17 protein-coding genes are annotated in these 23,153 nt (G+C 48.5%); 6 read left to right on the forward strand and 11 right to left on the reverse strand.

Translation table 11 applies throughout. The features are described 5' to 3' along the window. The first annotated feature begins 287 nt into the window (after nt 1–287). Nucleotides 288–1,256 (forward strand): transposase, encoded by a 969-nt coding sequence (locus N3Z11_RS12970; RefSeq protein WP_260657614.1) that lies wholly within the window; start codon nt 288–290, stop codon nt 1,254–1,256. Nucleotides 1,257–1,894: 638 nt separating this feature from the next. Here N3Z11_RS12970 and N3Z11_RS12975 read toward each other — a convergent pair. From N3Z11_RS12975 to N3Z11_RS12995, 5 genes are all read right to left on the reverse strand, one after another. Further along, nucleotides 1,895–2,311: a hypothetical protein gene (locus tag N3Z11_RS12975; protein WP_260657615.1), complete on the reverse strand. Its 417-nt coding sequence runs from the start codon at nt 2,309–2,311 to the stop codon at nt 1,895–1,897. Then, on the reverse strand, nt 2,311–3,558 hold the full coding sequence (locus N3Z11_RS12980; protein WP_260657616.1) for an RHS repeat-associated core domain-containing protein: 1,248 nt from the start codon (nt 3,556–3,558) through the stop codon (nt 2,311–2,313). The genes N3Z11_RS12975 and N3Z11_RS12980 overlap by 1 nt, the downstream gene beginning before the upstream one ends. A 119-nt stretch (nt 3,559–3,677) precedes the next feature. Then, nucleotides 3,678–6,572 (reverse strand): putative Ig domain-containing protein, encoded by a 2,895-nt coding sequence (locus N3Z11_RS12985; protein ID WP_260657617.1) that lies wholly within the window; start codon nt 6,570–6,572, stop codon nt 3,678–3,680. A 310-nt stretch (nt 6,573–6,882) separates the two neighbouring features. Beyond that, nucleotides 6,883–8,856 carry an alpha-amylase family glycosyl hydrolase gene (locus N3Z11_RS12990; protein WP_260657618.1) on the reverse strand — a complete coding sequence of 658 codons (1,974 nt, stop codon included), beginning with the start codon at nt 8,854–8,856 and terminating at the stop codon, nt 6,883–6,885. A gap of 113 nt (nt 8,857–8,969) precedes the next feature. Then, nucleotides 8,970–9,245 (reverse strand): hypothetical protein, encoded by a 276-nt coding sequence (locus N3Z11_RS12995; protein ID WP_260657619.1) that lies wholly within the window; start codon nt 9,243–9,245, stop codon nt 8,970–8,972. Nucleotides 9,246–9,422: 177 nt separating this feature from the next. Between N3Z11_RS12995 and N3Z11_RS13000 the strand changes: the two genes are divergently transcribed. Both N3Z11_RS13000 and N3Z11_RS13005 read left to right on the forward strand, forming a co-directional pair. Continuing rightward, on the forward strand, nt 9,423–10,022 hold the full coding sequence (locus N3Z11_RS13000; RefSeq protein WP_260657620.1) for a hypothetical protein: 600 nt from the start codon (nt 9,423–9,425) through the stop codon (nt 10,020–10,022). 217 nt (nt 10,023–10,239) lie between these two features. After that, complete coding sequence (locus tag N3Z11_RS13005; RefSeq protein ID WP_260657621.1) at nt 10,240–11,967, forward strand: M28 family metallopeptidase; 1,728 nt, start codon at nt 10,240–10,242, stop codon at nt 11,965–11,967. Between the two features lie 121 nt (nt 11,968–12,088). Here the strand turns inward: N3Z11_RS13005 and N3Z11_RS13010 are convergent, their stop codons facing one another. The 3 genes from N3Z11_RS13010 to N3Z11_RS13020 form a co-directional block, all read right to left on the reverse strand. Further along, nucleotides 12,089–13,003, reverse strand: a complete 915-nt coding sequence (locus tag N3Z11_RS13010; protein WP_260657622.1) for a TlpA family protein disulfide reductase — start codon at nt 13,001–13,003, stop codon at nt 12,089–12,091. A 205-nt stretch (nt 13,004–13,208) separates the two neighbouring features. Continuing rightward, a complete protein-coding gene (locus tag N3Z11_RS13015; protein ID WP_260657623.1) occupies nt 13,209–13,649 on the reverse strand; it encodes a GreA/GreB family elongation factor in 441 nt (146 codons plus the stop codon). A 271-nt stretch (nt 13,650–13,920) separates the two neighbouring features. After that, a complete protein-coding gene (locus N3Z11_RS13020; RefSeq protein ID WP_260657624.1) occupies nt 13,921–14,475 on the reverse strand; it encodes a nucleotidyltransferase family protein in 555 nt (184 codons plus the stop codon). A gap of 154 nt (nt 14,476–14,629) precedes the next feature. On the opposite strand from N3Z11_RS13020, the gene N3Z11_RS13025 reads away from it, so the two are divergent. Both N3Z11_RS13025 and N3Z11_RS13030 read left to right on the forward strand, forming a co-directional pair. Continuing rightward, entirely contained in the window at nt 14,630–15,202 is a 573-nt protein-coding gene (locus tag N3Z11_RS13025) for a hypothetical protein (protein WP_260657625.1), read from the forward strand. A gap of 122 nt (nt 15,203–15,324) precedes the next feature. Continuing rightward, nucleotides 15,325–17,232 (forward strand): bifunctional diguanylate cyclase/phosphodiesterase, encoded by a 1,908-nt coding sequence (locus tag N3Z11_RS13030; RefSeq protein WP_260657626.1) that lies wholly within the window; start codon nt 15,325–15,327, stop codon nt 17,230–17,232. Here the strand turns inward: N3Z11_RS13030 and N3Z11_RS13035 are convergent. From N3Z11_RS13035 to N3Z11_RS13045, 3 genes are all read right to left on the reverse strand, one after another. Further along, nucleotides 17,229–18,020 carry a transporter substrate-binding domain-containing protein gene (locus N3Z11_RS13035; protein ID WP_260657627.1) on the reverse strand — a complete coding sequence of 264 codons (792 nt, stop codon included), beginning with the start codon at nt 18,018–18,020 and terminating at the stop codon, nt 17,229–17,231. The two genes, N3Z11_RS13030 and N3Z11_RS13035, sit on opposite strands and share 4 nt — an antisense overlap. A 107-nt stretch (nt 18,021–18,127) precedes the next feature. After that, nucleotides 18,128–21,040 (reverse strand): pitrilysin family protein, encoded by a 2,913-nt coding sequence (locus N3Z11_RS13040; RefSeq protein WP_260657628.1) that lies wholly within the window; start codon nt 21,038–21,040, stop codon nt 18,128–18,130. Between the two features lie 124 nt (nt 21,041–21,164). Beyond that, the gene (locus tag N3Z11_RS13045; RefSeq protein WP_260657629.1) at nt 21,165–21,461 is read right to left on the reverse strand and encodes a YciI-like protein; all 297 of its coding nucleotides are present in this window, start codon (nt 21,459–21,461) and stop codon (nt 21,165–21,167) included. Nucleotides 21,462–21,830: 369 nt separating this feature from the next. On the opposite strand from N3Z11_RS13045, the gene N3Z11_RS13050 reads away from it, so the two are divergent. Next, a complete protein-coding gene (locus N3Z11_RS13050; protein ID WP_260657630.1) occupies nt 21,831–23,105 on the forward strand; it encodes an efflux RND transporter periplasmic adaptor subunit in 1,275 nt (424 codons plus the stop codon). Nucleotides 23,106–23,153 lie beyond the last annotated feature (48 nt).

Raw genomic sequence — 23,153 nt, forward strand, 5'->3', positions numbered from 1 at the left:
CAGGACACCCACTCAAACCCATCTTGACATTAACATTTATGCAACCATAGTAAAACTCTATCCCAGACACGGACCGTTAAGGAAATAGCCATGCCTATGCCCAGAAAAACGCTGGTATCTGTCGATACCACACCCAGTTATCATGTTGTTCGATTCCCAGGACTCCCACCCAAACCCATCTTGACATCGGAATCTTCCAGGACACCCACTCAAACCCATCTTGACATTAACATTTATGCAACCATAGTAAAACTCTATCCCAGACACGGACCGTCAAGGAAATAGCCATGCCTATGCCCAGAAAAACGCTGGTATCTGTCGATACCACACCCAGTTATCATGTTGTTAGTCGCTGTGTGCGCCGCACTTTTTTATTTGGTGTGGTGGATAACAAAGATTTCAGTCATCGCCGGGATGCCATAGTTGCGCGTCTGGCAGAACTTACACAATTGTTTTGTATTGATATTTCTGCTTACGCCATTATGTCCAATCATTACCATTTGGTGGTGCGCATTCAAAAACAACGCGCTCTGGATTTATCCGCAGAAGAAGTTATCACACGTTGGAGTGCTTTGTATTCCTTGCCTGTTTTATCAAAAAGATATGCTGATGGCGAAGGGATGTCTGATGCCGAAACCATTGAAGCGATGCGGCAAATTGAAGATCGCCGGGTAAGGCTTTATGACTTAAGTTGGTTTATGCGTTGCTTAAATGAACCCATAGCGCGCATGGCCAACGCTGAAGATCATTGCACCGGCAGGTTTTGGGAGGGCCGGTTTAAATCCCAGGCGCTGCTGGATGAATGTGCAGAGTTGCAGGCCATGGCATACGTTGATTTAAACCCTATCCGCGCCACAATGGCAACAACGCTTGAAGAAAGCGACTTTACATCCATTCAGGCAAGACTAGATAGCACCGAATCGCCGATGCGGCCACTCCTGCTGCCCTTTGCCGGTGACTCGCATCAAACCAACAACCCCACCCATATTCCGTACAATTTAGTTGAATATATTCAGTTGGTTGATTGGAGTGGTCGTCAAATAAAAGCCGGCAAACGTGGCTTTATCAGTGCAGACATTCCGCCCATTCTGACAAAATTAAACATTCGTTCAGCAGCCTGGCTTGCAAACTGCGAAGGGCTGGAACGCAACTATCATCGTGTGATTGGCAGTGCAGCCCGGATGATGGAGTTTTGCGAAAAGTTCAGGCAACAACGTATTGTCGGCATTACCGCAGCACGACAAGCATTTGGTTAGTTTGTATTGGTTATAAACATTTTTTATGAAGACAGCTTAAAGCTGCGCCTCGCTTTGCCTGACATTCTCTGACAAACCGTTATTTTGCTGTTGTTGAGTATTTAATTGTGTCTTAAAAACCAAAGCCCACCGGTTTCGATGGGCTTTTTGTTTTTTTAATCCTTGCAAATCTACTCTGAGGTTTAGGCACAGTGGTTTATTTGCTTAGATGGGTGTCCTTGTATTTAATTGGGGTAGAAAAAAGGACACCGGTTATGGGTGTCCTTTTGTTTCTGACTAAATGGCAGGTAAAGGATTCTCGGCGCGGCCTGCAATGGGTCATTCGTAAACTGAACCAAAAACGTCCCCCGTCAAAGCAGATAGGCCCACAGATCTAAATCTGATAATTTCCAGCACACTGAGCAATGAAAAACAGCAGAGTGATCAGTCAAAATCAGCAGAGGTGGTCAGTTTCGTCAGTGCCAGCACTTGTAGGCGCTGCAGCAAAATACCAGCCCTGCTGGCGAGCACTGATCAGTTCTACTGGAAATGACTGATCGGGCTGCTGGTGCTTTTGCGCAGTTTGAGCGAAAAAAGGACACCGGTTTATGGGTGTCCTTTAAATTATCAGGGTTTGCAAAGAGAAATTTTCTTTTAACTTATGTGTTAATTATACTCACTTCGACTTTGCTTTGATTCATATCAGATATAACTAAAGTTCTGTTTTCAAAAATATTCTTAATTTTAATAGTGCTCAGAGTAGTTATTTTTCTGAATAGATTTCCATTTTTATTGGAAACTGAAACAATCTTTATTCCAATAATGTTTTTCATTAACTTAACTTTTAGATGCTCACCATTGAAAATTATTTTTGCCTCAGATGATACATTGAACAGAAAGGCAAGAAAAATGCATACAGGTATAAAAATTAAATCGACCATTAAACCGCCACCTAATTCAAATCTCATTTTTGATATAAAGAAGACAGCAGCAATCAGCAGAATAATCTTCAAAAAATTAATTATGTTATTGCTCTTTAAAACAACCTTTTTACCGATTTCGCAATTTTGGTCCATTAATTTTTCTCTTCCGGTTTATCTATCGCTTTATTGATAATCTCAGCCCCAGCGTCTTTTAAAGGCGTTGCGATTGTATTCATTGTTGCCGGAATTGCAGCTTGTCCGACAGCGCCAATTTGGCCAGCTTTAGCCAAACTCGACCAAGGTCCAGTAGCGGCACCTACTAATGTTGAAGATACAACAGAACCAACATCTCCAACCTCACCAGTGGAAATAACCTGACCTAGAACGTCACCGGCTCCACTTGCAAATGCACCTGTTGCAGACGAAGCAACAGCAGCCCCTAGAGTTGTTGCTTCGAGCGCACCTGCTGACAAAGGAGCTGCATACACGGCAGCGGCACCAAATGTTGCACCAATAGCTCCGCCGACTACAGCTCCCGCAGTGAACGCTGCGCCAGAATTACTCCAATCACCAGTGCTTATTCGAGCAGAAATTGCACCACTAACGCCACCTATAAGAGCACCAACGCCTCCGGTTATGAGGTTTAACGCTCTACCATCCGGATCAGTATATTTGTAAGGATTGTTGTTGACATAAGCATATCGGTTGAACCCCATCGTTGGGTTGCCTTTTTGCATATGCCCGAGCATATCCACCGGATCATTCGAGTAAAACCGCCCTATGACCGGGTCATAATACCGCTGCTGCATATAGGTTAAGCCTATATCGGTATCTTCCAGATGACCGGTAAAGCCCAGACCTGTTTTTTGGCCACCAATCCGTTCGCCAAAGGGTTGGTACACACTGCTGCCGGTGATAGTTCCTGCGGTATTGGATTCTGCAATCACCGAACCCAAAATGTCCGTGTGTTGATAACGCATGGTATTGCTGCTGCCAATATCCCGCTCTGCAATCAGGTTATTCCCCAAATAGAGCGAAAAACTGCGCAGGGCTGCCGGGTTTTGCCGCATCATCAGCTGGCCTGCGCTGTTGTACAGGCTGTAACTAACACCAGCTGCTGTTTGCTGTTTAATACGGCGGTTGTAGCCGTCGTAGGCATAAGAAACAGAATCAGAACTTATCAGCTGATTGGCACGGTTAAAACTAAAAGCTCTTTTACCGTTATAAGTTACATTGACACGGTCGTCGTAACTAAAGCTATAACCGCCGCTCACCGTAGTTAACCTATTGGTTGTGCTGTTGTAGCTGTAACTGTTGCCCACGCCGCCTACGGTTTTATAGGTTAAGTTGCCAAGCGTATCGTAATCAAAGCTGCCAGAACCCCAGGCACCATTGGCCACATCCAGCCGGTCTAAGCCATGGTACTACGCTGGGTGTTGCACGCTGATTGCAAACGCCGGCTATTTCAATAGAAAAACCCGGCAAGCCGGGTTTTTACGATTTAGGTACGCTGAGTTACTTAGTGCAGGCGGCGCATTGGTGCCAGCATCAGCAACACTAACCAGGCCCAGCCCAAACTACCGCCACTTTTTTTATCTTCAGCGGCGATGTTCAATGACAAGGTCATCACACTGCGCGCGCCCAATTCGTCTGTGACCGTCAGCTGCAGATTGTATGAACCCTGTGTGGTTGGTGTGCCGCTAATCACGGCGCCATTTAAACTCAAACCTGCAGGTAATGCCGTTACAGCGACATTAATTTTGTGTTTTTCTGCATCAGTGACAAGCGTGTTTAAGTCAATCGCAAAGCTTTCACCAACTTTGGCGCTCAGCGCTGCACTGCCGGTCAGGGTAGGCGCTGCGTTTACCTGCAGCTGCAAAGCCGTTTTGAAGGTGGCGCCTGCTTTATCGGTCACATTCAGCTCAAAGGTTATATTTTGCAAAGTGCTGGCTGAGCCTGAAATTACACCTGATTTGCTCAGTTGAAGGCCATGTTGAGAATGCGCTGTAAAACTGATGGCGCTTCCTTCCGGATCTTCAATATAGTCATTTAAATCAAGCGAAAACTGCGTGTTTTGGTTGGCAATAATCACAGGGAAAGGTTTTAGCAGGGCGGGCGCTGCGTTAATCTGATAAGGCAATTTTATATCACTGAGCAGTTCGCCATCACTGACAGTTAAAGCCACAGTTCCGTTGCCCTTGCCCGAACCGTCAAACTTCAGTTTATTGGCGTCTGTGAATGAAAAGCCTGCAGCACTGAGCCCGGAGTAGGTCAGTGGCTGGTTTTCGTCGTCGCGGATAAAAGCTTTAATATCAACTTCACTCGCCACCCCCTGATTCAGTTGTATTGTACTGACCACGGCCGGTAAATAAGGCGCAGTGTTGATTTTAAAAAGTTTCAGGGTTTGTCTGTTAGCGCTGCCAAGGGCCAGCAGATGACCATCGAGCAATTGCAACCCTTCGCCAGACTTGCAGCAGTCAGTGCTAATCGTCAGTGGTTGCCAGACGCCGGTAATATCGTCGTTTAACATAAAGGTTGCTTGATGCGGTTGGAAATTTCTGGCTATTTTTAATCGTTTTTTGTAATAGCTGCCTTCCCAGTTATTTCTGGATAAAGCATTCACTTTCAGATTGCCCTCTGTATCAGGCAGCAATACCGTGGCCGGATAACCGCCGGTATAAACTCTGTTGTTTCCTTCCAGAAAAGGGCCGTCCACATTGGGCATTGCACCTGTTTTTTCTACAGTGAGCAGATTGTTTTTAAATGCCAACCTGGCAGTTTTGCCTGATGCCGGCATCAGCGCGAATAAAACACCGTCTAACTCAACCACAGCCCGGATATATTGATGGTCCTGCGTTGTTAAGGCAGCATCATTTAATGTTTGCACTACGCTGAGTGTTTCATTTTTAAGTTGTAATACTTTCAGGCCGTTATTAACCAGAAAGATATAACCATCTTTAACTTTGATCTGAGGGTCATAAAGATAACTGCCAACAGATGCAGGCCATTTTTTTGGTTCGGACATCACAACCAGGCCCTGAGTATTGATACTGACAATACGATAATCATATGAGCCGGCAATCAAATAGCTATCCTGGCCAACCTTGATAAAGGCATTGCTGCTAATGTGACCACCCGTTGCCGCCAGGGTATTGCGATACACTTCTTTCAGCGTTTTGTTTTGATCCAAAGCCAGTAGCACCCGATGGGCGTTGTCCTGCACCATCACATAATGATTGTCATCGCTTGTAATCATTGTTGAGCGGTCAAGCGACGGAAAGCCCCGTTGGTCTGAACTGCGCTCTTGCAGCAATAGCATTTTGTCTTGCTCAACATGATGTGCCTGCAGCGACCATGGTGAGTTTTGCCAGTACTCCTGACGATTGGTTTCGCTGTTGTAGTGTGCCGCCATGGTGACGGATGATGTCAGAGTATCTCTTTCGCGGAATACATTATTGTCACGATAAAGCAGAAATTGGTTTTCATATCGATTGGCAACAACATAATCACCGGAAACAATGCCGCTAAAGTCATAATGATTTTTAAACTGAACCAATTTTTCTGTAGTGGTTCCGGTTGAGTCAATAGCACCGGATGCGCCGTTAATTTGCAACACATTATAAGGGCCTGAATAGGCCTGAAACACTAAGCGGCCCGTGTCTATGTCGTAAACCGGGTAGTTAGAATAATTTGAGGCCGTAAGCTCCTGACGCCCGGTTTCGATAAAAAAACCATTCTTTAATTTAAATACATAAACATTAAGTTTGTCCCAGCTGCTCGCGATGCTGACCAGAATTTTGTCTTTATTGTTGTATAAAAAGTTACTGTTTTGTATTTCCGGGTTGACCGCTAACTGTCCGGATAGCTCCAAACCTGTGTCTGTAACCTGGTAAGCGCTATAGATGTTTGTCTGGTAGTTATAGAGCACAAAACTGTCTGACGATTTTGACGAAACGACATAGTTGTAATGGGATAAGCCGGACAGCATTTTATAGGTTGCGCTAAAATCAGCTTTCACTTTGAGTTCTGCAAAGCCTGAGCTTGTCTTCCAAACCAGTGTCTTTCCATCCGGTGAAGCGTATACCTGAGAGTTTGAGCTGTATTCTGAATCATTAAAAAACGTCTCATGTCGCTTCGGCAGTCCCGAAGCGGTGCGCTCCAGAATGGAAAAGCCATATGCTGAGAACATCACAACATGGCTATTTCTGACAATTAACTGATTTTTATTGGTTTCATTGCTTTGTTCTAAGCTTGCCACTTCAGTAAGCGCAACAGGCTCGCGGCTTTGAATTTGGCTTTCTTCGGCATTTAATACCGACCAGTATTTGGGGACCAGGTTGTCACTGGCAAAAACCGGAGAAGTTGCGGCAATGGCATGAATAAGCGCAAATGCCGCCATGTTCCTTATGTTCATGGATATTTCCTATAAAAAGCAGTTCTTTACAGAGTTAATGGCAAACGGATAAGCGTTAAGCGGTACAAAACGGATAAACGTTAAGCGGTACAAAAGTAACAAAAAGCGCCGCAATATCACAAATAAATCACATTTAGGCAAGGAAAATAGCAGAAACACAGCAATAAAAGCCGGAGGGGAGATTTTAGGAGATAACCCCCGGGTTTATCGGATATCTGATTTTGCTGGGGCGGCTCTTTGGCCGCCTCAGCTTCATTTCAGGAGGATGTTCCCTGTGATGTTTCAGCTTTTTTTATACTGAAGCTATCACTTATTTCGGGGCTTTATATTGCAATACCACAGAATCCAGCGGTGCCAGCTGAAGTTTTAACAAAGCCTGCTGCGATGCGCTTTCTCCCTCAAGCGTTAAGGTCTGAGTTTTACCTGTCAGCACCTCAGTAAACTTGTAATCGCCTGCTGGCCAGCCCCATTGTTGCAGTAAATCTGCCGGTAGTTTGAGTGTGAAATTCACGTCGGTATCGGCAAAGTTCGCCACCACTATCAGCTTTTCATTTGTGTTCCAGCGGGCAAAACTCAGTTGTTGTTCGCTGTAATGGCCTTTGTTCTGTGCATTTTCAGCAGCATTGGCATTGGCTTTGGCGGGTAAATTCAGCTGATGCAGGTTATAAAAGTCTCCCTGAAGGGCGCTGCTGGTACTGCTAAAACTCAAAAGCGCCTGATAAAAATCCCGCAGCTGTTTTTGCTCTGTTGTTAAGCCGCCACCATCATATTTGCCGCCATTTAGCCAGCCCTGATGGGCCGGCACGCCGACATAATCAAAAATACTGGTGCGGCTGGCTTTACCAAAACCTGCATCCAGTGCGCCTGCTTCACCTACTTCCTGACCAAAATAGAGAAGGGTAGGGGCTTTGCCTATCAGCGTTGACACCACCATCGCTGGTTTGCCTTTTTCGGCAGCGCCTGCAAATTCGGGGCTCGCGATACGCTGCTCGTCGTGGTTTTCTAAAAACTTCAGCATATGCTGGTCGATATCGGCCACTTCGGCTTGTTTAGCCAGCACTTCTGAGGCTGTGCCTTTGCCTTGCATTAACAGTTTCAGGCTGTCGTACACCCCAACTTTGTCGTACAGATAATCCATTTTGCCAAGGCCAACATAATCACGGTAAAGCTGTGGTTGGTACACTTCGGCCAGTAATAAAGCGTTTGGGTTTTTCAGTTTGATCTGGCTGTTTAAATAACTCCAGAATTCGACCGGCACCATTTCGGCCATATCATAACGAAAACCGTCTACACCAAAGTCCAGCCAGAATTGGGTGATATCACGAAACTTCAGCCAGGAATCGGGCAGCTCTTTGCCTTGCCAGAAGGCGGCGTGTTCGGCATAACTTTTTGTATGGTAATCAAAAGGTAAGCGTTCAAAATCGTAGCTGCCGTCTGGTTTGACACCATAGTTAATTTTCACCGTTTCATACCAGTCGTTTTGGTCGGGCTTGGCCGAACGTGCGCCATTGCCTGTCCATTTGGCCGGCATTTCGGCAAATTTGCCATCAGCAAGTGGGTGGGCTTCACCACCCAGCGGCTTCACATCTGTGTCAGGCACCACAAAAGCCTGGCCGGGCACATAATAAAAGTTGTTGTGTTTGTGGTATTCCACTGTTGTGTTGTCGTCGGCGCCAAAATCACGCACGCCTTCTGGTTTACCCAAAGACTGATAATGGCGCGCCACATGGTTGGGCACGATGTCAATCATCACTTTGATGCCGTGCTGGTGGGCGCGTTGTATCAGCGCTTTAAATTCATCCATCCGTTTGGCTGGGTCTACCGCCAAATCCGGGTTGACGCTGTAATAATCTTTCACCGCATAAGGCGAGCCGGCGCGGCCTTTTACTACGTCAGGGTCGTCCTGACTGATGCCATAAGCGCTGTAGTCGGCAACCAGTGCATGATGTGGCACGCCGGTTAACCATAAATGGCTGACACCCATCGCCTTTAACGACAAAAGCGCAGCGTCATTGATATCGTTAAATTTACCCACACCGTTCTGCGCCACTGTGCCCCAGGGCTGATTGGTGCTGTTGCTGTTGCCAAATAACCGGGTAAAGGCCTGATAAATCACCATTTTGCCTTGCAGATCTTCGGCTTGTGGCTTCGCCGCATTTTCTGTGCTGCTGTGCTGCTCTTGCTTGGGCTTACTCATTTGCGCTTCGGCTTGTTCTGAGGCCGGCTGACAGCCCAGCAACAATAAAGTGGAAATTATCGAAGTTAAGTATTTGAATTTGTTCATTTATGTGATTCATTCGGCTAACCTGAGCTCCATGCTAGCATAAAGGCTGTTGCCGGCGTTGTTCCTGCAAACGTATGCAGGCAATCTGAACGCTGAGGGTGCTTTATGCCGGATTAACCGGTAAAACGCCGGTCTATGCTGCTGATTTTGTCCAGCAGCGCGCTATTTTGGCAGTGCTCAGGCTCGGCAAAACTGAGCTGGGTGTCACTTTCCAGCACCAGTACAGCGCCCTGATAGCCAAAATAAACATGGTGGCCAAAAAAACTCACCGCCACCTGTAAATCATCCAGCTGATAACCCACCCCAAATGGGGTGTCGGCAATTTGGCCAAAAGTTTCCACTTTGGCAAATACACTCAGCAGCAATTGCGGCGCGGGCATCATCGGCATAAAGGCAGGTTTTTGGCTTTAGTGAGCAATGAGTATGGGTGACAGCAACAGCAGTTGCCAATACCAGCTATGGGGGAGCAAAGCTTTGATCCGGCGGTCCTTTTGGCATGCTGACCGCTTTTATTTGCAGCCTGAAAATGCACTTTGTATAGTCGGGGCAGCTAAACAGGAGACTTTATGCTTATTTCCCGCTTTTTAAACCACAAAATTTTATTGGGTTCGCTGCTGTTAAGCTGCAGCGGTGCTGTGCTTGCTGATACTGCAACTGCACAACAACAATTTTTTCAGCATCTGAGCGGGCTTTGTGGCAAAGCTTTTGCCGGCAAGGTGGTGAAGGGCAATGCCAGTGACGACAAAATGCGTAGCCAGCAGTTGGTGATGCATGTACGTGAATGCAGCAACACTGAAATTAAAGTGCCGTTTTATGTGGGGGAAGACAGATCCCGGACCTGGGTGATCAGCAAAATCGACAGCGGCCTTAGATTAAAACACGACCATCGCCACAAAGACGGCAGCTCCGATAAAGTCACCATGTACGGTGGTGACACTCAAAGCGCTGGCACAGCAACGCAGCAACTGTTTCCGGCCGATCAATATTCCAAAGATATGTTCACTGCCAACAATATGGCGGTGTCAATCGGCAATACCTGGCTGGTGGAAATTGAGCCGGGTAAAAGTTACCGCTACGGTTTAAGCCGCGAAGGGCGGGAATTTATGGTGGAATTTGATTTAACCAAAGCAGTCACACCACCGCCGGCGCCCTGGGGGCATCAATAACAGCGCGGGTTGCTGCGAAATACAGCATCAACCGCCCGTTATCACTGTGGCTGCGTTAGATGGCCTAGCCAGCCACCAGTGAGCTTTGTTAACATCGGGCAGCCTGTGTTGAGCCTTGTTGATTTTCCGCCGGTGAATTTTTGTTGCTGCAAAAATCCCACGCAAAATCGGCAGCTTTTGCCAGAGCTTATTCTAATAACAATCCACCGGAGCTTTTATGAAAGCGAATTTTTGGTTATCAGGAACATCGCTGGCGCTTTCTGCCTGCCTTGGCCTGGCTGCTTGTTCCAAGCCGCCAACGCCTGCAGAAGAAAACAAAGCCGCACCAGCAGCGGCCACAGCAGAAAAAGCTGTTGCGACAGACAGCAAGGATGCAGCGCTGCCAGACACTTTAATGAACCCAAAACTGGGTGAATATATTAAAACGCTGTCGTCAGATGAATTTCAGGGCCGCGCCCCTGCCACCAAAGGTGAAGAACTCACTTTGGCTTATATCTCTGAGCATTTTAAAAACATCGGTTTAAAACCGCTGGCGGGCGACAGTTTTGTCCAGCCAGTGCAGCTGGTGCAGATTGATCCGAAAGAAGTGTCAGAAATGACCTTTAGCGGTGACAAAGCGCCGGCAGCTTTTAAATACCGCGACCAGATGTTTACCTGGACCACCCGTGTCACTGAGCTTTCTGAAGTGAAAGAATCTGACATGGTGTTTGTCGGTTACGGCATAGTGGCACCTGAATACAACTGGAACGACTATGAAGGCCTGGACGTCAAAGGCAAAACAGTGGTGATGTTTGTCAACGATCCTGGTTTTGCCACTAAAGATCCGGCGCTTTTTACCGGTGAAGCCATGACTTATTACGGTCGCTGGACTTACAAGTTTGAAGAAGCAGCCCGTCAGGGCGCGGCGATGGCGCTGATTGTGCACGAAACCGATGCGGCTTCTTACGGCTGGCATGTGGTGGCCGGTGGTTCTGCCACCAAGTTTGACTTAATTAACCCGAATAAAAACGCCGACCGCGCTGCAGTTGAAGGTTGGGTGACCACTGAATCTGCCAATACGCTGTTTGCCACTATAGGCGAAGATATTGAATCTATGCGTAAAAAAGCGCTGAGCAAAGACTTTTCGCCAGTGCCGTTAAATATCAAAGCGTCAGTGTCGGTGAAAAACAACGTACGTGAGCTGACCTCCGGCAACGTGGCTGGTTTTATTGAAGGCACAGAAAAACCGGATGAAGTGGTGCTTTATATGGCGCACTGGGACCATCTGGGTGTGGATTTTTCCAATCCAAAAAACAAAGTCTTTAATGGTGCGGTGGATAACGCTTCAGGCACTGGTGGTTTAATGGCGCTGGCCGAATATTATGCCTCGCAGCCAAAACCAAAACGCAGTGTGGCTTTTGTGGCTGTCACAGCCGAAGAGCGTGGTTTATTAGGTTCTGCCTGGTATGCGAAAAACCCGTTGTTCCCGCTGAATAAAACCATCGCCGGTATCAATATGGACGTGATGAACGTCAATGGTCCGATGAAAGATATGGTGGTGGTTGGCCATGGCAACTCTGAGCTTGAAGTGATTTTAGAAAAATACACCAAAGAGCAGGGTCGTTATATTGCGCCTGAGCCAAATCCGGCGGCGGGTTCGTATTACCGCTCAGACCACTTTAATCTGGCCAAAGCCGGCGTACCTATGCTGTATGCCAAAGGCGGTGTGGACAGCGTAGCGCACGGCAAAGAGTGGGGGTTGGAGCAAGCGAAAAACTTCAATACCTGCTGTTACCACAAAGTGGAAGACGAATATAACGACAGCTGGGATTTAACCGGTGCGCAGCAGGATTTATTCCTGTATTACCGCGTTGGCCGCGAGCTGGCAGACTCCAATGCCTGGCCAAACTGGTATGAAGGCAAAGAGTTTAAAGCGGCACGGGATGCCTCTTTAGCCGGCAAATAATAAGCAGTGATGCTGAATTTTGAGTATTAAAATTCAGCATAAAAAAGCGCACTTTTATGTGCGCTTTTTTTTTGGTGTTTTATCTGTCGTTTTGCTTGGAACTTCAGCACCCACAGCTTTTTTAGCGCTGCGATAGCTGTTTTACCACCTCATTCTGATTGCTCAGATCGAAAATTTCCCGTATCACTTTGCCATCTTTAACCTGCACCAGCGTGGGAATGTTTTTGATTTTAAAATGATTAAACAACACACCGGCGTTGTCGATACTGAACTTTATGTTCATTTGATACAGCTTCACAAAGTCGGTGAGTGCTTTGTCGTCTGTCCATAAATGATTCACCACCCCTTGCCAGTTCTGTTTGGGTAAAAGTGCAACTAACTGATTCAGCTCTGTTTGTGCCTTTTTACATGCCTGCGACATGGCAGGGCGGCTGTCGGCCAGATACCAGTCGCACCAGGTGGCGGTAAAAAACAGCAGATGCTCGCCGGTTAAATAAGGCGCCACAATTTTTTGTTGTTCGGCCTGGCTTAAAACCGCCACTGCGGCAGGTGGCAACTGCTCACCTGAAGCCAGTTTTTTCACAAACACATCCAGATTTTTATCCGATTCATGGCTGGTATAAACAATCTCGCCTTTGCTGCTCAGCAGCACACTCATCGGCGTTCCAACCAGCCCAAGTGCCACCGCCAGCTGACTGTTATTGTCCAGCAACACCGGCATGCTGAGCGCAAACTTCTTGATCACCCCGTGAATCGCAGCTCGGTTCTCATTGATATTAATATTGACTGCCAGCACATTCATTTTGTCGCCATATTGTTGTTGCAGCTGCTGAAAATGCGGCATTTGTTCAATACAGGGTTTGCACCAGCTGGCCCAGAGTTTGACGTAAGTGGGTTTGGCCTGGTCAAAATCAGCCAGAGTGACAGGGCGCAGCTCTTTAAAATAGTTCAGCTGAATATTTTTATAATCCGCTTGTTGGGCAAAACTCAGCGAACTGAACATCAGCAGTAATGGGCAGATAAATCGCAACAGCATAGGATGCTCCTTATTAAGTATCAGCTGGCGCAGGGGGGGCGCTCAAGTGCACAAAGTGTAACTGATGGTGCGGCATCTTACTGTGGAACAGCAGATTTTGGGTGTTTTTCTGCGCTGTTTATTTACTTGAGAAAAAGCGCAGACCAGGCTGCGCTTGTTGTTAAAGTGGTGATGGCTCTGCTAATACGAGCCATCGGGCTGCTTTTTAGCGTTTAGGCTCAGTGCCTGGTTTATGTTTCACCCGGATAATCTCCAGGATCTGAAAATACAGCTGCTGGCCAAACAGCTGAATCTTGACCACATCACCACATTCTTTGCCTGGCAAGGCGGCGCCAAGCGGTGACAACAATGAAATTAAACCTGCTTCAGGTTGCTCCGCTTCGCCTGGCATCACCAGTTTTATCCAGCTTTGTTGTGCTGTGGTTAAGTCGTATAGCAGCACAGAGCAGCCGGGCTGAACGCCGGACTGGCTTAACCTGCTGGTTTTTTTCTGCTTTTCAAGCTGGCTAAACAGCTGCAGCAGCTGCCATGGGTTCAGTGGCTGCAAATTACGTTCAGCCAGTTTAACTAGCAGACGGTTGTGTTTGGCAAAAGCCATAAGCTCAGCACCCGGCAGGGCGGGTGGTTCGGTATCTTTGGAAGTCATCACTGTTCCTGTAAAGTTTGAAGCTCGAATAACAAACTGAAATTACAAACAATAACAAGGCCGGCCCTGAGCTTTCAGGACCGGCTTAGTGATGGAAGGCGGTAACGGTGTTCCGCTTGAACAAAGAGATAAGTGGCAAGGCAAATTTTAACAAAATACACCTCCCACACAGGAGTTGGCTGTAGTTGGCTTTAGTTGGCTCAAGTGGCCGCACCATAGCCCATTTAACTACGAAGTTCAAATATAAGCGGCTGTTGTGCAAATGCTGTGGTCAGCCCGGCGGCACCACCTGAAGCAGCGGCCAGAGCTCAAGCCAGCCTTTGTTTTTGATTCTCTGCCGGAAAAGCTCAGGCCTTGGATAAAGTGGATTGATGCGAAGCGACAAAGACCAGTTTTCGGCCAGGCCAAATGTACTGTAAAAATCAAAGTGGCCGTCGTGGTCAAGGCGCACGCCAACACAGGTGGGAACTTCCACCCAACGTGAAATGCCGTCAGCACAGTTTTGGTAAGGCGCATGCTGATGAAACAGATGCATTCTGGCCTGATTTTTTACTTCCCACTGCACCTGGGGCACCAGAGCGCTGAGCTGCTCTGCATAACGCTGCTCTGTGCTGCGATTGAGATTTGTGTTGTCAAAATACACCAGATCTACATCGTTCAGCGGGGTTGGCTTTGGGTATTGATGCAGTGCATCCCAAATCAGGTTTCGTAAAAAACCGGCGCCCAGATACCAGTCGTGAAGACCCAGCGACAAAGCCGCCTGCAGGCAGCGCATGCGAAGTGCATCCTGTTGCAGCAATAATGAGGTGGCGGCCTGATAATCCATTTGTACTCCATCCCAACTCTGGCGGGGCGGGCGCCTGACAAGAGGCGGATTGTAATAATGGCTGGCGTGTCAGCGCAAGGCCGCTGTGGCTCTTTGCGCCCGGATAAGCTACACCTATGCCAGCGCAGGTACAGTCAGAGGGGCAGGAGGCTTGATGTCAACAACAGACTTATTTGTCGAATTGATAGTGGTGGGCTGTGGCGCTTTTGCTGCGCTGTTACTGCTGTTGCTGGCGGTTTTTGGTGTTGACAGCAGCTTATTGCAACAGTTGCTGGGTATGCCGGTACTGGCCTTGCCGGCGCTGGTGCTGATTTATCTGCTTGGTATTCTGACCGACCGTTTTGCCGACCGGCTGTTTAATAAGTATTGGGTGGCCGCCAAACAACAACAGCAATACCCAGGCGGGCAGGCCAGCTTTCATAAGGATAAAACCCTGGTGCTGGCAAAGTCGGAGCGTTTTGCCGCCCTTTATGAATACAGCCGCAGCCGCCAGCGTATTTGCCGCGGCTGGGCACTGAATGCCTTGTTGCTGTTATCTTGTGCTGAACTGTTGTTATTCACCCGTTTTTGGCATCTACCACAATGGTGGCTGTTGTCGCTGACCCTGCTGCTGTTGCTGGCGGCACTTTGCTGGTGTTGCTGTTATGCCTGGTTGCAGATGCTGGATACTGAGCTGCGCCGGGTGCATGAACAAGCCAGCTTGTTGCGATCCTCCACAGAGCTTTGATGGATACATTTTGATTGAAAAACAACCAAACAGTTATTTTTCGTTAAAAATCAGACTTTATCAGCAAAAACAGAACTATCTTTACAACATCAGAGAACCACTGCAACTTGGTGTTGTGTTTTATGCTGGAAAAATTGGCTGAACCTGCAGAGACTGCAAATCCATTGCAGCAACTTGATGGTTTTCGTTTAAAACGCCTGCTGCAGATTATTGCCGTTTCTTTTGTTGGCCTGGTGCTGGCCATGTCCGTGGCTTCAGGTACCACCAAATTTTGGCTGCTGGGTGGCAGCATGGCGCTGGCGCTGGCCGGTGTGGTGGCCTGTTATCATAAAACGCTGATGGCGGCTTATATTCTGCTCTGGTCGCTGGCATTGATGTTGTCGGGTCTGGCTTATAACAATGGTGGCCTGCACGACATTGCCATCTTTGGTTTTCCCTGTGTGCTGGTGTACGCCGCTATTCTGGGCAGCAACGGGCTGTTTTTGTCTTTGTTACTGTATTGCCTGGCATTTTGTGGTGTGCTGGCATTTTTAAGCATGCAGGGGCTGCTGGTGCAGCAAATCCCGGCTGTTGGCTGGAACAGCGTGGTTTATGTCGCAGTGATTTTACTGGTGACAGGTTTTAGTGTGTTTTTACTGACTAAAGATCTGCGCCGGTTATTACATTCATTGCAGCGGGAAAACGAAAGAGTAAGGCAAAGTCAGCTGGAAATTGAGCGGCTGGCGCATCATGACAGGTTAACCACTTTACCCAACCGCATTCTGGCGGAGCTTAGTTATCAGCAACTGTTAAAACAGTGCCGTGAGCAGCAGCAGCGTCTGGCCGTGCTGTTTTTGGATTTGGACAACTTTAAGCCGGTCAACGATTCTTTGGGCCATTCGGCCGGTGATTTGGTGTTGCAGCAACTGGCGCAGCGGCTGTTGTCGGTGATGCCAAAAGATGCGGTGTTAAGCCGGTTTGGCGGTGATGAATTTCTGGTGCTGGTGCCATCCGACAGCGACGACGGCAAACTGTCGCTGTTGGCCAAAGCCATGATTAACCAAACCTGCAGCCCTTTTTATGTGATGCAAACCCATATTGAAATATCCGGCTCGGTTGGTATTGCCGTGGTGCCGCGCGATGGCGTTGAATTTAATATGCTGTGCAAAAAAGCCGACCTTGCCATGTACAAAGCCAAAGATGATGGCCGCAATACCTGGCGCTTTTATGATGAAGAAATCGACAAAGCCAATATCGACAAATTTAACCTGTTGCAGGGCATTCGCCAGGCGTTAAAGGAACAACAGTTCCAGTTGTATTATCAACCCAAAGTGGATTTAACCACGGGCCAGATTGTTGGAGCCGAGGCGCTGGTGCGCTGGCCGCAGGCCGATGGCTCAATGATAAGCCCAATGCAGTTTATTCCGCTTTGTGAAGAAAGTGGCTTGATTCTGGAACTGGGCGCATTTGTGATCCACGAAGCCTGCCAGGCCTGCCGGCGTTGGCAGCGTTTGGGTTATGCCGATATCAGCGTGGCGGTGAATTTGTCTTTTGTGCAATTTCGCGATAATTCACTGGAAGGTCTGGTACGCCAGGCACTGAAAGACGCTGAGCTCAGTCCTTCGGCGCTGGAGCTAGAGCTGACCGAGTCTTTGCTGATTGGTGAAGGCGACCATGTGCAGCAGCAGCTGGATGCACTCAGTAGTTTGGGTTTGACCTTTGCCATTGACGATTTTGGCACAGGTTATTCCAACCTCGGCTATTTGCGCCGTTTTAACGCCACCACCTTAAAAATTGATAAATCTTTTATCAGCTCTTTGTATCTATCCAGCCGCGATGAACCCCTGGTACGCGCCATTATTCAGCTGGCGAAAAGTCTGGGTTTGATTACAGTGGCCGAAGGGGTGGAGGATGCGCAGACGATGCAGCTGCTCAAAGACATTGGCTGTGAACAGGCGCAGGGTTATTTTTGGTCGGCTCCTGTTACAGAGCAGAAATTTGTGACGTTATTGCCGTTAAAACAACAGTCTCCCGGGGAAGATGTGTATTAACCCTCAGTCTGTTGTTTTTTAAGCTCGGCCGCCAAAGGTGCGATTAAAGCCTGATGTTTTTTATGTAAAAAATGAAATAACTGCTCAGTGGCCAGCACCTGGGGTAACCGACGCAATTTTGCAGCAGTTAAATCAGGCTCCACCTGCAATACCGACGCCACATCATCCAGCATCAGATCCACTTTACCTTGTTTAAGCATTTCCAGCGCTTGCCTGGTGGTGGTCACCGCCACTCTGCTGCCTTTAAAAGCATATTGTTCGGCCATTTTAAAACCCCGCACATAACCAATACGTAGTTTGGGGTTTTGTTGCCATTGTGCATCAGTGTGTTGATGTTGTGCTTCATCCAGGACAAAAGCATAAAGGGCCAGCGAGGTTAACGGTTGGGGCACCAGCAGCAGGTTAGGATAGTTGGCAGTCGCGTTTTTTATCCGGAACAGCTCACCGTCATAGTCGCCTTTATTGCTCATTAATAAAGAGCGGCCGGCCGGCAAATGTTCAACCTGAAGCTGATAACCCAAAGCCAGATAAGCTTTGGCCAGCCGGTTTTCAATCATCCGGGTCAGTGCCGACTGATTAACACTGCTGGCAATCAGAATGGGGGGTAACGGCGCTGCTGTTGACTGAGATGGCGCAAAAGGCGCTGTGCTGAAAGGAACTGTCGTTAAAGGTGCAGGGGCTGCCGGCCATTGCTGCGCGGCCAGGAAGTGACAAACCCAAAGCAGGCTAAACATCAATAACCGCAGGTATTTTTGTTGCAGTATCAACTCCAGGTTCGCCCACAACATCAGAACTCCCCTCCTTTTCAGCCTTAAGTGCAACTTAGCACAGCTTCCCTGCTGGTGCGCTGTAGCCAGAGCAGCTACAGCGCGGATGCTTGTTTATGATGGCTTGATTATGGTTTTCCCTGCTGAGGATAAGCCACTACAGGCCAGCCGGTTTGCTGAAGCTGTGGCATCAGAGTTTTGGCATCACCCACCACTAAAATCAGCATAGACGATGGATCCAGATGTTTGGCCGCCAGGGCGTTGATTTCCTGTTGGCTGATGTTTTGTACTATTTGATTGCGGATTTTCACAAAGTCAGGGCTTAACTGATATTCCAGAATTTGGCTCATAAATCCCAGTTTGGCCTGAGGTGTTTCGTATTGCAGCGCGTCCGACTGATGAATAGCCTGGCGCATAAACTCCAGTTCATCATTCTGAATACCTTGAGTGCGGTATTTGTTGATTTCGGCTAAAAACTGCTCAATGGCCGCGCCGGCCACATCAGTGCGCACCGCTGCAGAAGCCACAAAGCTACCGGCAAACTTGTCGCCGCTAAAGCCGGTAAAGGCGCCATAGGTGTAACCTTTGTCTTCCCGCAGATTCAGGTTAATCCGGCTGTTAAAATTGCCGCCTAATACAAAGTTCATCAGGTTGGCGCGGAAAAACTCACCGCTGATATCCATAGGTAAACTGCGTTTGGCAATGCGGATCTCCGCCTGCGGCGCATCTGCTTTATCCACCAGATAAATCACACCATGTTTGGCTTTGGCTGGCGGAATTTGTGTGTTAAGTACCCTGGCTTCACCTTGCCAGCCCTGAAATAACGACGACAGCTGCTGTTCGACTGTTTCTTTGGGTAAATCCGACGCCACTATTAACATACTGCCTTTGGGTTTCACCAGTTGCTGGTAATAGGCTTTTAGTTGCGCAGGGGTCAGCTTACTCAGGCTTTTGATGCTGCCTTCGGACGGATAAGCGCGGATATGGTCGGCAAACAATAAACGGCGCAAATGTTTACGTGCCAGATAGGCGGCACTTTTTTCGGCATGTTGCAGGCCTTGCAGGCTTTGTTGTTGCAGCCGGCTAAAATCATCAGCAGCAAAAGCCGGGCGCAGCAGTTTTTCTTCCAACAGCTTCAGAGTCGGTTGCAGGTTTTTACTTAAGCTCGACACAAACACCGTCATATATTGATCACCAGCGCTAAAACTGATGCTGCTGCCAAGTTTCTCCAGCGCCAGACTCATTGCTTCAGTGCTGTAGTTTTGTGTGCTTTCATTGAGCATGGCCGCCAATAACGACGAAATACCAAGCTGCTCCGGTGTCTCAAAATAAAGCCCCAGCGGAATTTTTAACAAAAGTGCCGTGGTTGGAGTTTCTGTGGTTTGTGCCCCCAGCACCTGGATGCCATTGCCCAGTTGTGTTTGCCAGGTTTGTGGCAAAGTAACTGCCGGGTTACTGCCTGCTTTGGGCATCTGGCTGCGATCAAAATTATCTGTGGCTTTACGCTCAGTCAGATCGGCCGCGCTGGTTGTGGATTTTTCAGTAAATTCAGGCCTTTTAAACACAAAATTGTCGGCTTTGGCGCGAAGCTGAGCAGCCCCTTTGGGCACCACACTCATTACCACTGCATGTTTGTTTTTTAAATATTGCTGATAAACCCGAAGCACATCAGCTCTGGTCACGCTTTGATAACGTTGAATATCGGCGGACACCAAATCGGGTTTGGCAAAAAAGGTTTCGTTATGCGCCAGCTGAGTGACTTTGCCCTGCACCGATTGCAAGCCAAACACACTCTGAGCTTCAATTTGGGCTTTGACTTTGGCCAAATCATCGTCGGTCACACCACGGCTTTCAAATTCCAGCAGGCTCTGGCGGATGATCTGTTCAATATCGGCAAGATTTTTGCCGGACGCCGGATGTGGCAGCGCCAGCAAGGTAAATTCACAGGCCAGCTCCATACAGCTGTGACCGGCCTGAGCCTGCACCGCCAGCTGATTTTTCAGCAGATTTTTATACAGCAGTGAGCTGTTGGAACCGCCTAAAATTTCCGCCAGAATATCCAGTGCGGCTTCGTCCTGATGGCGGGCGTATACAGTTGGAAAAGCCAGATATAACAAAGGCAAATGCACATTGTCTTCAAAAGACACATATCTGTCTTCCGTTAAGCTAAACAGCTGTTTTGGCGCAGGCGTTACAGCCGTACCTTCGGGAATGCTGCCAAAATACTTTTGCACCAAAGGTAAAATCTGCTCGGCTTTTACCGCGCCGCCTATGGTTAGTGTGGCGTTATTCGGGCCGTACCAGCGCAGGAAAAAGGCTTTGACATCATTGACATTGGCGCGGTTTAAATCGTCCATATAGCCAATGACCGGCCAGGAATACGGATGACCGGCCGGATATAAAGCTTCGGCCACTCTTTCCGACAAACGGCCATAAGGCTGATTGTCGATACGCTGGCCCCTTTCGTTTTTCACCGTTTCGCGTTGTACCTCAAATTTTTTCTCTGTGACTGCATCCAGCAAAAAGCCCATGCGGTCGGCTTCAAGCCACAACACTTTTTCCAGCTGATTGACCGGTACTGTCTGGTAATAATTGGTGCGATCGGTATCTGTGGTGCCGTTCAGCTCGCCGCCTGCTGCGGTAATAATCTGAAAGTGCTGCTCGTCCGCCACATGTTCAGAACCCTGAAACATCATATGTTCAAAAAAATGGGCAAAACCTGATTTACCGGCTTCTTCACGGGCAGAGCCCACATGATAGGTGACGTCCACATGCACCAGCGGATCTGAATTATCTTCATGCACTAATACAGTTAAACCGTTGGCTAGTTTGTATTTTTTATAAGGAATGGCTGGGGTGCCCAAAGCAGGATTGTGAGTTTCTACCAGTTGAATGCCAGCGGGCAAACCGCTTTGTTGCTGATGGTCCGTGCTGCTGCAGGCGCTAAGCAACAGGGCAATAGCAACAGATAACGCCGCAGGCAGAAAAGTTTTGTGGGCAGTGAAGCGGCTTTTGCCGTTGTTTTGGAAGAATGTCTGCATAAAGTTCTCATCTATCAGGGCAGCCAGAGGCCGCAGAATATAAGGCACCATTGTTTAATTGGCCTGCTGTGGCCGGCAGCATGAGTGCAAGCGAACCTTGATCACAACGCGCTCTGGTAATGCTTTAGCGGACTGGCGTTGCTGCACTTTCACCGGCTACCGTATGCCAGGGCAAAATGCGATAACTTGTGACAAGCCCTTGTATAACATAAGGATCGGCTTTGGCAAAAGCTTCCACTTTGGCAATATCGTCGACATTAAATAACAACAACGCACTTTCCACCGGCTGGCCGACAGCACCGCCTAAAATCAGCTCGCCCTGTTCAACAGCATGCCAGGCCAAAGCCAGATGACTGCTACGAAATTCAGCACGCCGTACCAGGTAATCATCGGCCAGTTGGTAACTTAATAAATAATGCATCAAAAACTCCGGGGCAGTGGTGAACCAATGGCCGAGCTTAGAGCCATTTTAACCGGCTTGCCAGTCTCTTAACCTCGTTAGCCGGCACTTTGGTCTTTTCAAAACGTTGTTGCCCTGAGGTCTTGCTTGCCTTATGACCCAACTGTCTGGACAACAAGGTTGTTACTAAGGGAATTATTGTGGCTGTCCGCGCCTTGCCGGCGGACAGTTTTTCTGTCCGCGGACACTCAGCTTAAGTTGCTTTTTATCAATAAAAATAAATAAAAACATGGACTTGTAATTTATTTTTACCTGGCACGGCTCCTGCTATACCTCCTGCGATAGAGAGGGCAGTTCAGTTACACAGCTTTGAAAGCACAAGGAATAACCATGATCCAGGGCACCGAAAATCAGGACATTCAGCTAAAACGCAATACAGGCAGTCGTTTGGGCAGCGCAGGCAAAGCTGTGCTGGCTTTTACCGCTATCAGCCTGATGCTGTGGGGCAGTTATCAGCTGATGTTTAACAAGGCGCAGGCCAGTTTAGTGATGCCAAGAGCCACAGTGCAGCTTGGCACTGTCAGCCGCGGCGATTTTGTCAGAGATTTAGCGGTGCAGGGCAAAGTAGTGGCCGCCAATGCGCCCACTTTATTCAGCCAGCAGGCGGGGCAAATCCGGTTATTAAAACAACCGGGTGAGCCTGTCACCATTGGCGATCTGCTGGCGGTGATTGAAAGCCCAAGCCTGGAAAACGACTTAAAACAGCAGCAGGCGCTGTTGTCCAGCATGCAGTCTGAAGTGGAGCGCTCCGCGCTGCAGGCACGTGAGCAGCAGCTGGATATGGAACAAATTCAGAACAGCGCCCAGGTGAATTTACTGGCCGCCAAACGTGAGCTGGCACGTGCCAAACAGTCGCTGGAGTTGGGCGTGTTGCGCCAGATTGATTTAGATATGGCCAACGACAAACTCAGTCAGGCCGAACTGGAGTTCAGCCACGCCAAACGCAAAGTGGCGCTGGCAGCAGACAAACTCACTTTTGAACAGAAATCCGGTGCCCAGGCGCTGGAGCGCCAGCAGCTGGTGGTGGCAGAACTTAGCCGCAAGCTTGAAGCGCTGCAAATTAAAGCGCCGGTGACAGGACAGGTGGGCAGCTGGCTGGTGGAGCAGCAAAACCATGTGCTGGAAGGTCAGGGTTTACTGACAGTGATTGATTTAAGCCGGTATGAAGCTGAGCTCAGTGTGGCGGAAAACTATGCCGGTGACCTGACACCCGGCCAGTTGGTGGATGTCAGCGTCAATGGCCAGCAGCTTCAGGGTGAGCTCAGTCACGTCGCCCCGGAAGTGGTGGATGGCAATGTTCGGGCCAGGGTGCGTTTTAACAGCCAGGACGCTGCCAGTTTAAGGCAGAACCAGCGTTTGTCCGCCCGTATTGTGTTTGAACAGCGCAGCAATGTACTGAAAGTGGCGCGTGGTGATTTTATTGCGTCCGGCGGCGGCCGTCAGGCTTATCTGCTGCAGGACAATGTGGCGGTGAAAACGCCGGTAGAACTCGGCGCTTTGTCGGTGCAGTGGGTAGAAATTTTATCCGGTGCCAAAGAAGGTGATCAGCTGGTGATTTCCAATACCAGCGAATTTAAAGATGCGGCGCGGGTGCGGCTGAATTAATGCCCTGACTGAGTCCGTCACGGCTTGTCACAACAAAACAAACAGCAG

The organism is Rheinheimera sp. 4Y26 (assembly GCF_025245835.1).
Lineage (GTDB): Bacteria > Pseudomonadota > Gammaproteobacteria > Enterobacterales > Alteromonadaceae > Pararheinheimera.

Coding starts and splice junctions, on each gene's coding strand:
- N3Z11_RS12970 (WP_260657614.1), top strand. CDS start 288: ATGCCTATGCCCAGAAAAACGCTGGTATCTGTCGATACCACACCCAGT.
- N3Z11_RS12975 (WP_260657615.1), bottom strand. CDS start 2,311: ATGGACCAAAATTGCGAAATCGGTAAAAAGGTTGTTTTAAAGAGCAAT.
- N3Z11_RS12985 (WP_260657617.1), bottom strand. CDS start 6,572: ATGAACATAAGGAACATGGCGGCATTTGCGCTTATTCATGCCATTGCC.
- N3Z11_RS12990 (WP_260657618.1), bottom strand. CDS start 8,856: ATGAACAAATTCAAATACTTAACTTCGATAATTTCCACTTTATTGTTG.
- N3Z11_RS12995 (WP_260657619.1), bottom strand. CDS start 9,245: ATGCCGATGATGCCCGCGCCGCAATTGCTGCTGAGTGTATTTGCCAAA.
- N3Z11_RS13000 (WP_260657620.1), top strand. CDS start 9,423: ATGCTTATTTCCCGCTTTTTAAACCACAAAATTTTATTGGGTTCGCTG.
- N3Z11_RS13005 (WP_260657621.1), top strand. CDS start 10,240: ATGAAAGCGAATTTTTGGTTATCAGGAACATCGCTGGCGCTTTCTGCC.
- N3Z11_RS13010 (WP_260657622.1), bottom strand. CDS start 13,003: ATGCTGTTGCGATTTATCTGCCCATTACTGCTGATGTTCAGTTCGCTG.
- N3Z11_RS13015 (WP_260657623.1), bottom strand. CDS start 13,649: ATGACTTCCAAAGATACCGAACCACCCGCCCTGCCGGGTGCTGAGCTT.
- N3Z11_RS13020 (WP_260657624.1), bottom strand. CDS start 14,475: ATGGATTATCAGGCCGCCACCTCATTATTGCTGCAACAGGATGCACTT.
- N3Z11_RS13025 (WP_260657625.1), top strand. CDS start 14,630: ATGTCAACAACAGACTTATTTGTCGAATTGATAGTGGTGGGCTGTGGC.
- N3Z11_RS13030 (WP_260657626.1), top strand. CDS start 15,325: ATGCTGGAAAAATTGGCTGAACCTGCAGAGACTGCAAATCCATTGCAG.
- N3Z11_RS13035 (WP_260657627.1), bottom strand. CDS start 18,020: ATGTTGTGGGCGAACCTGGAGTTGATACTGCAACAAAAATACCTGCGG.
- N3Z11_RS13040 (WP_260657628.1), bottom strand. CDS start 21,040: ATGCAGACATTCTTCCAAAACAACGGCAAAAGCCGCTTCACTGCCCAC.
- N3Z11_RS13045 (WP_260657629.1), bottom strand. CDS start 21,461: ATGCATTATTTATTAAGTTACCAACTGGCCGATGATTACCTGGTACGG.
- N3Z11_RS13050 (WP_260657630.1), top strand. CDS start 21,831: ATGATCCAGGGCACCGAAAATCAGGACATTCAGCTAAAACGCAATACA.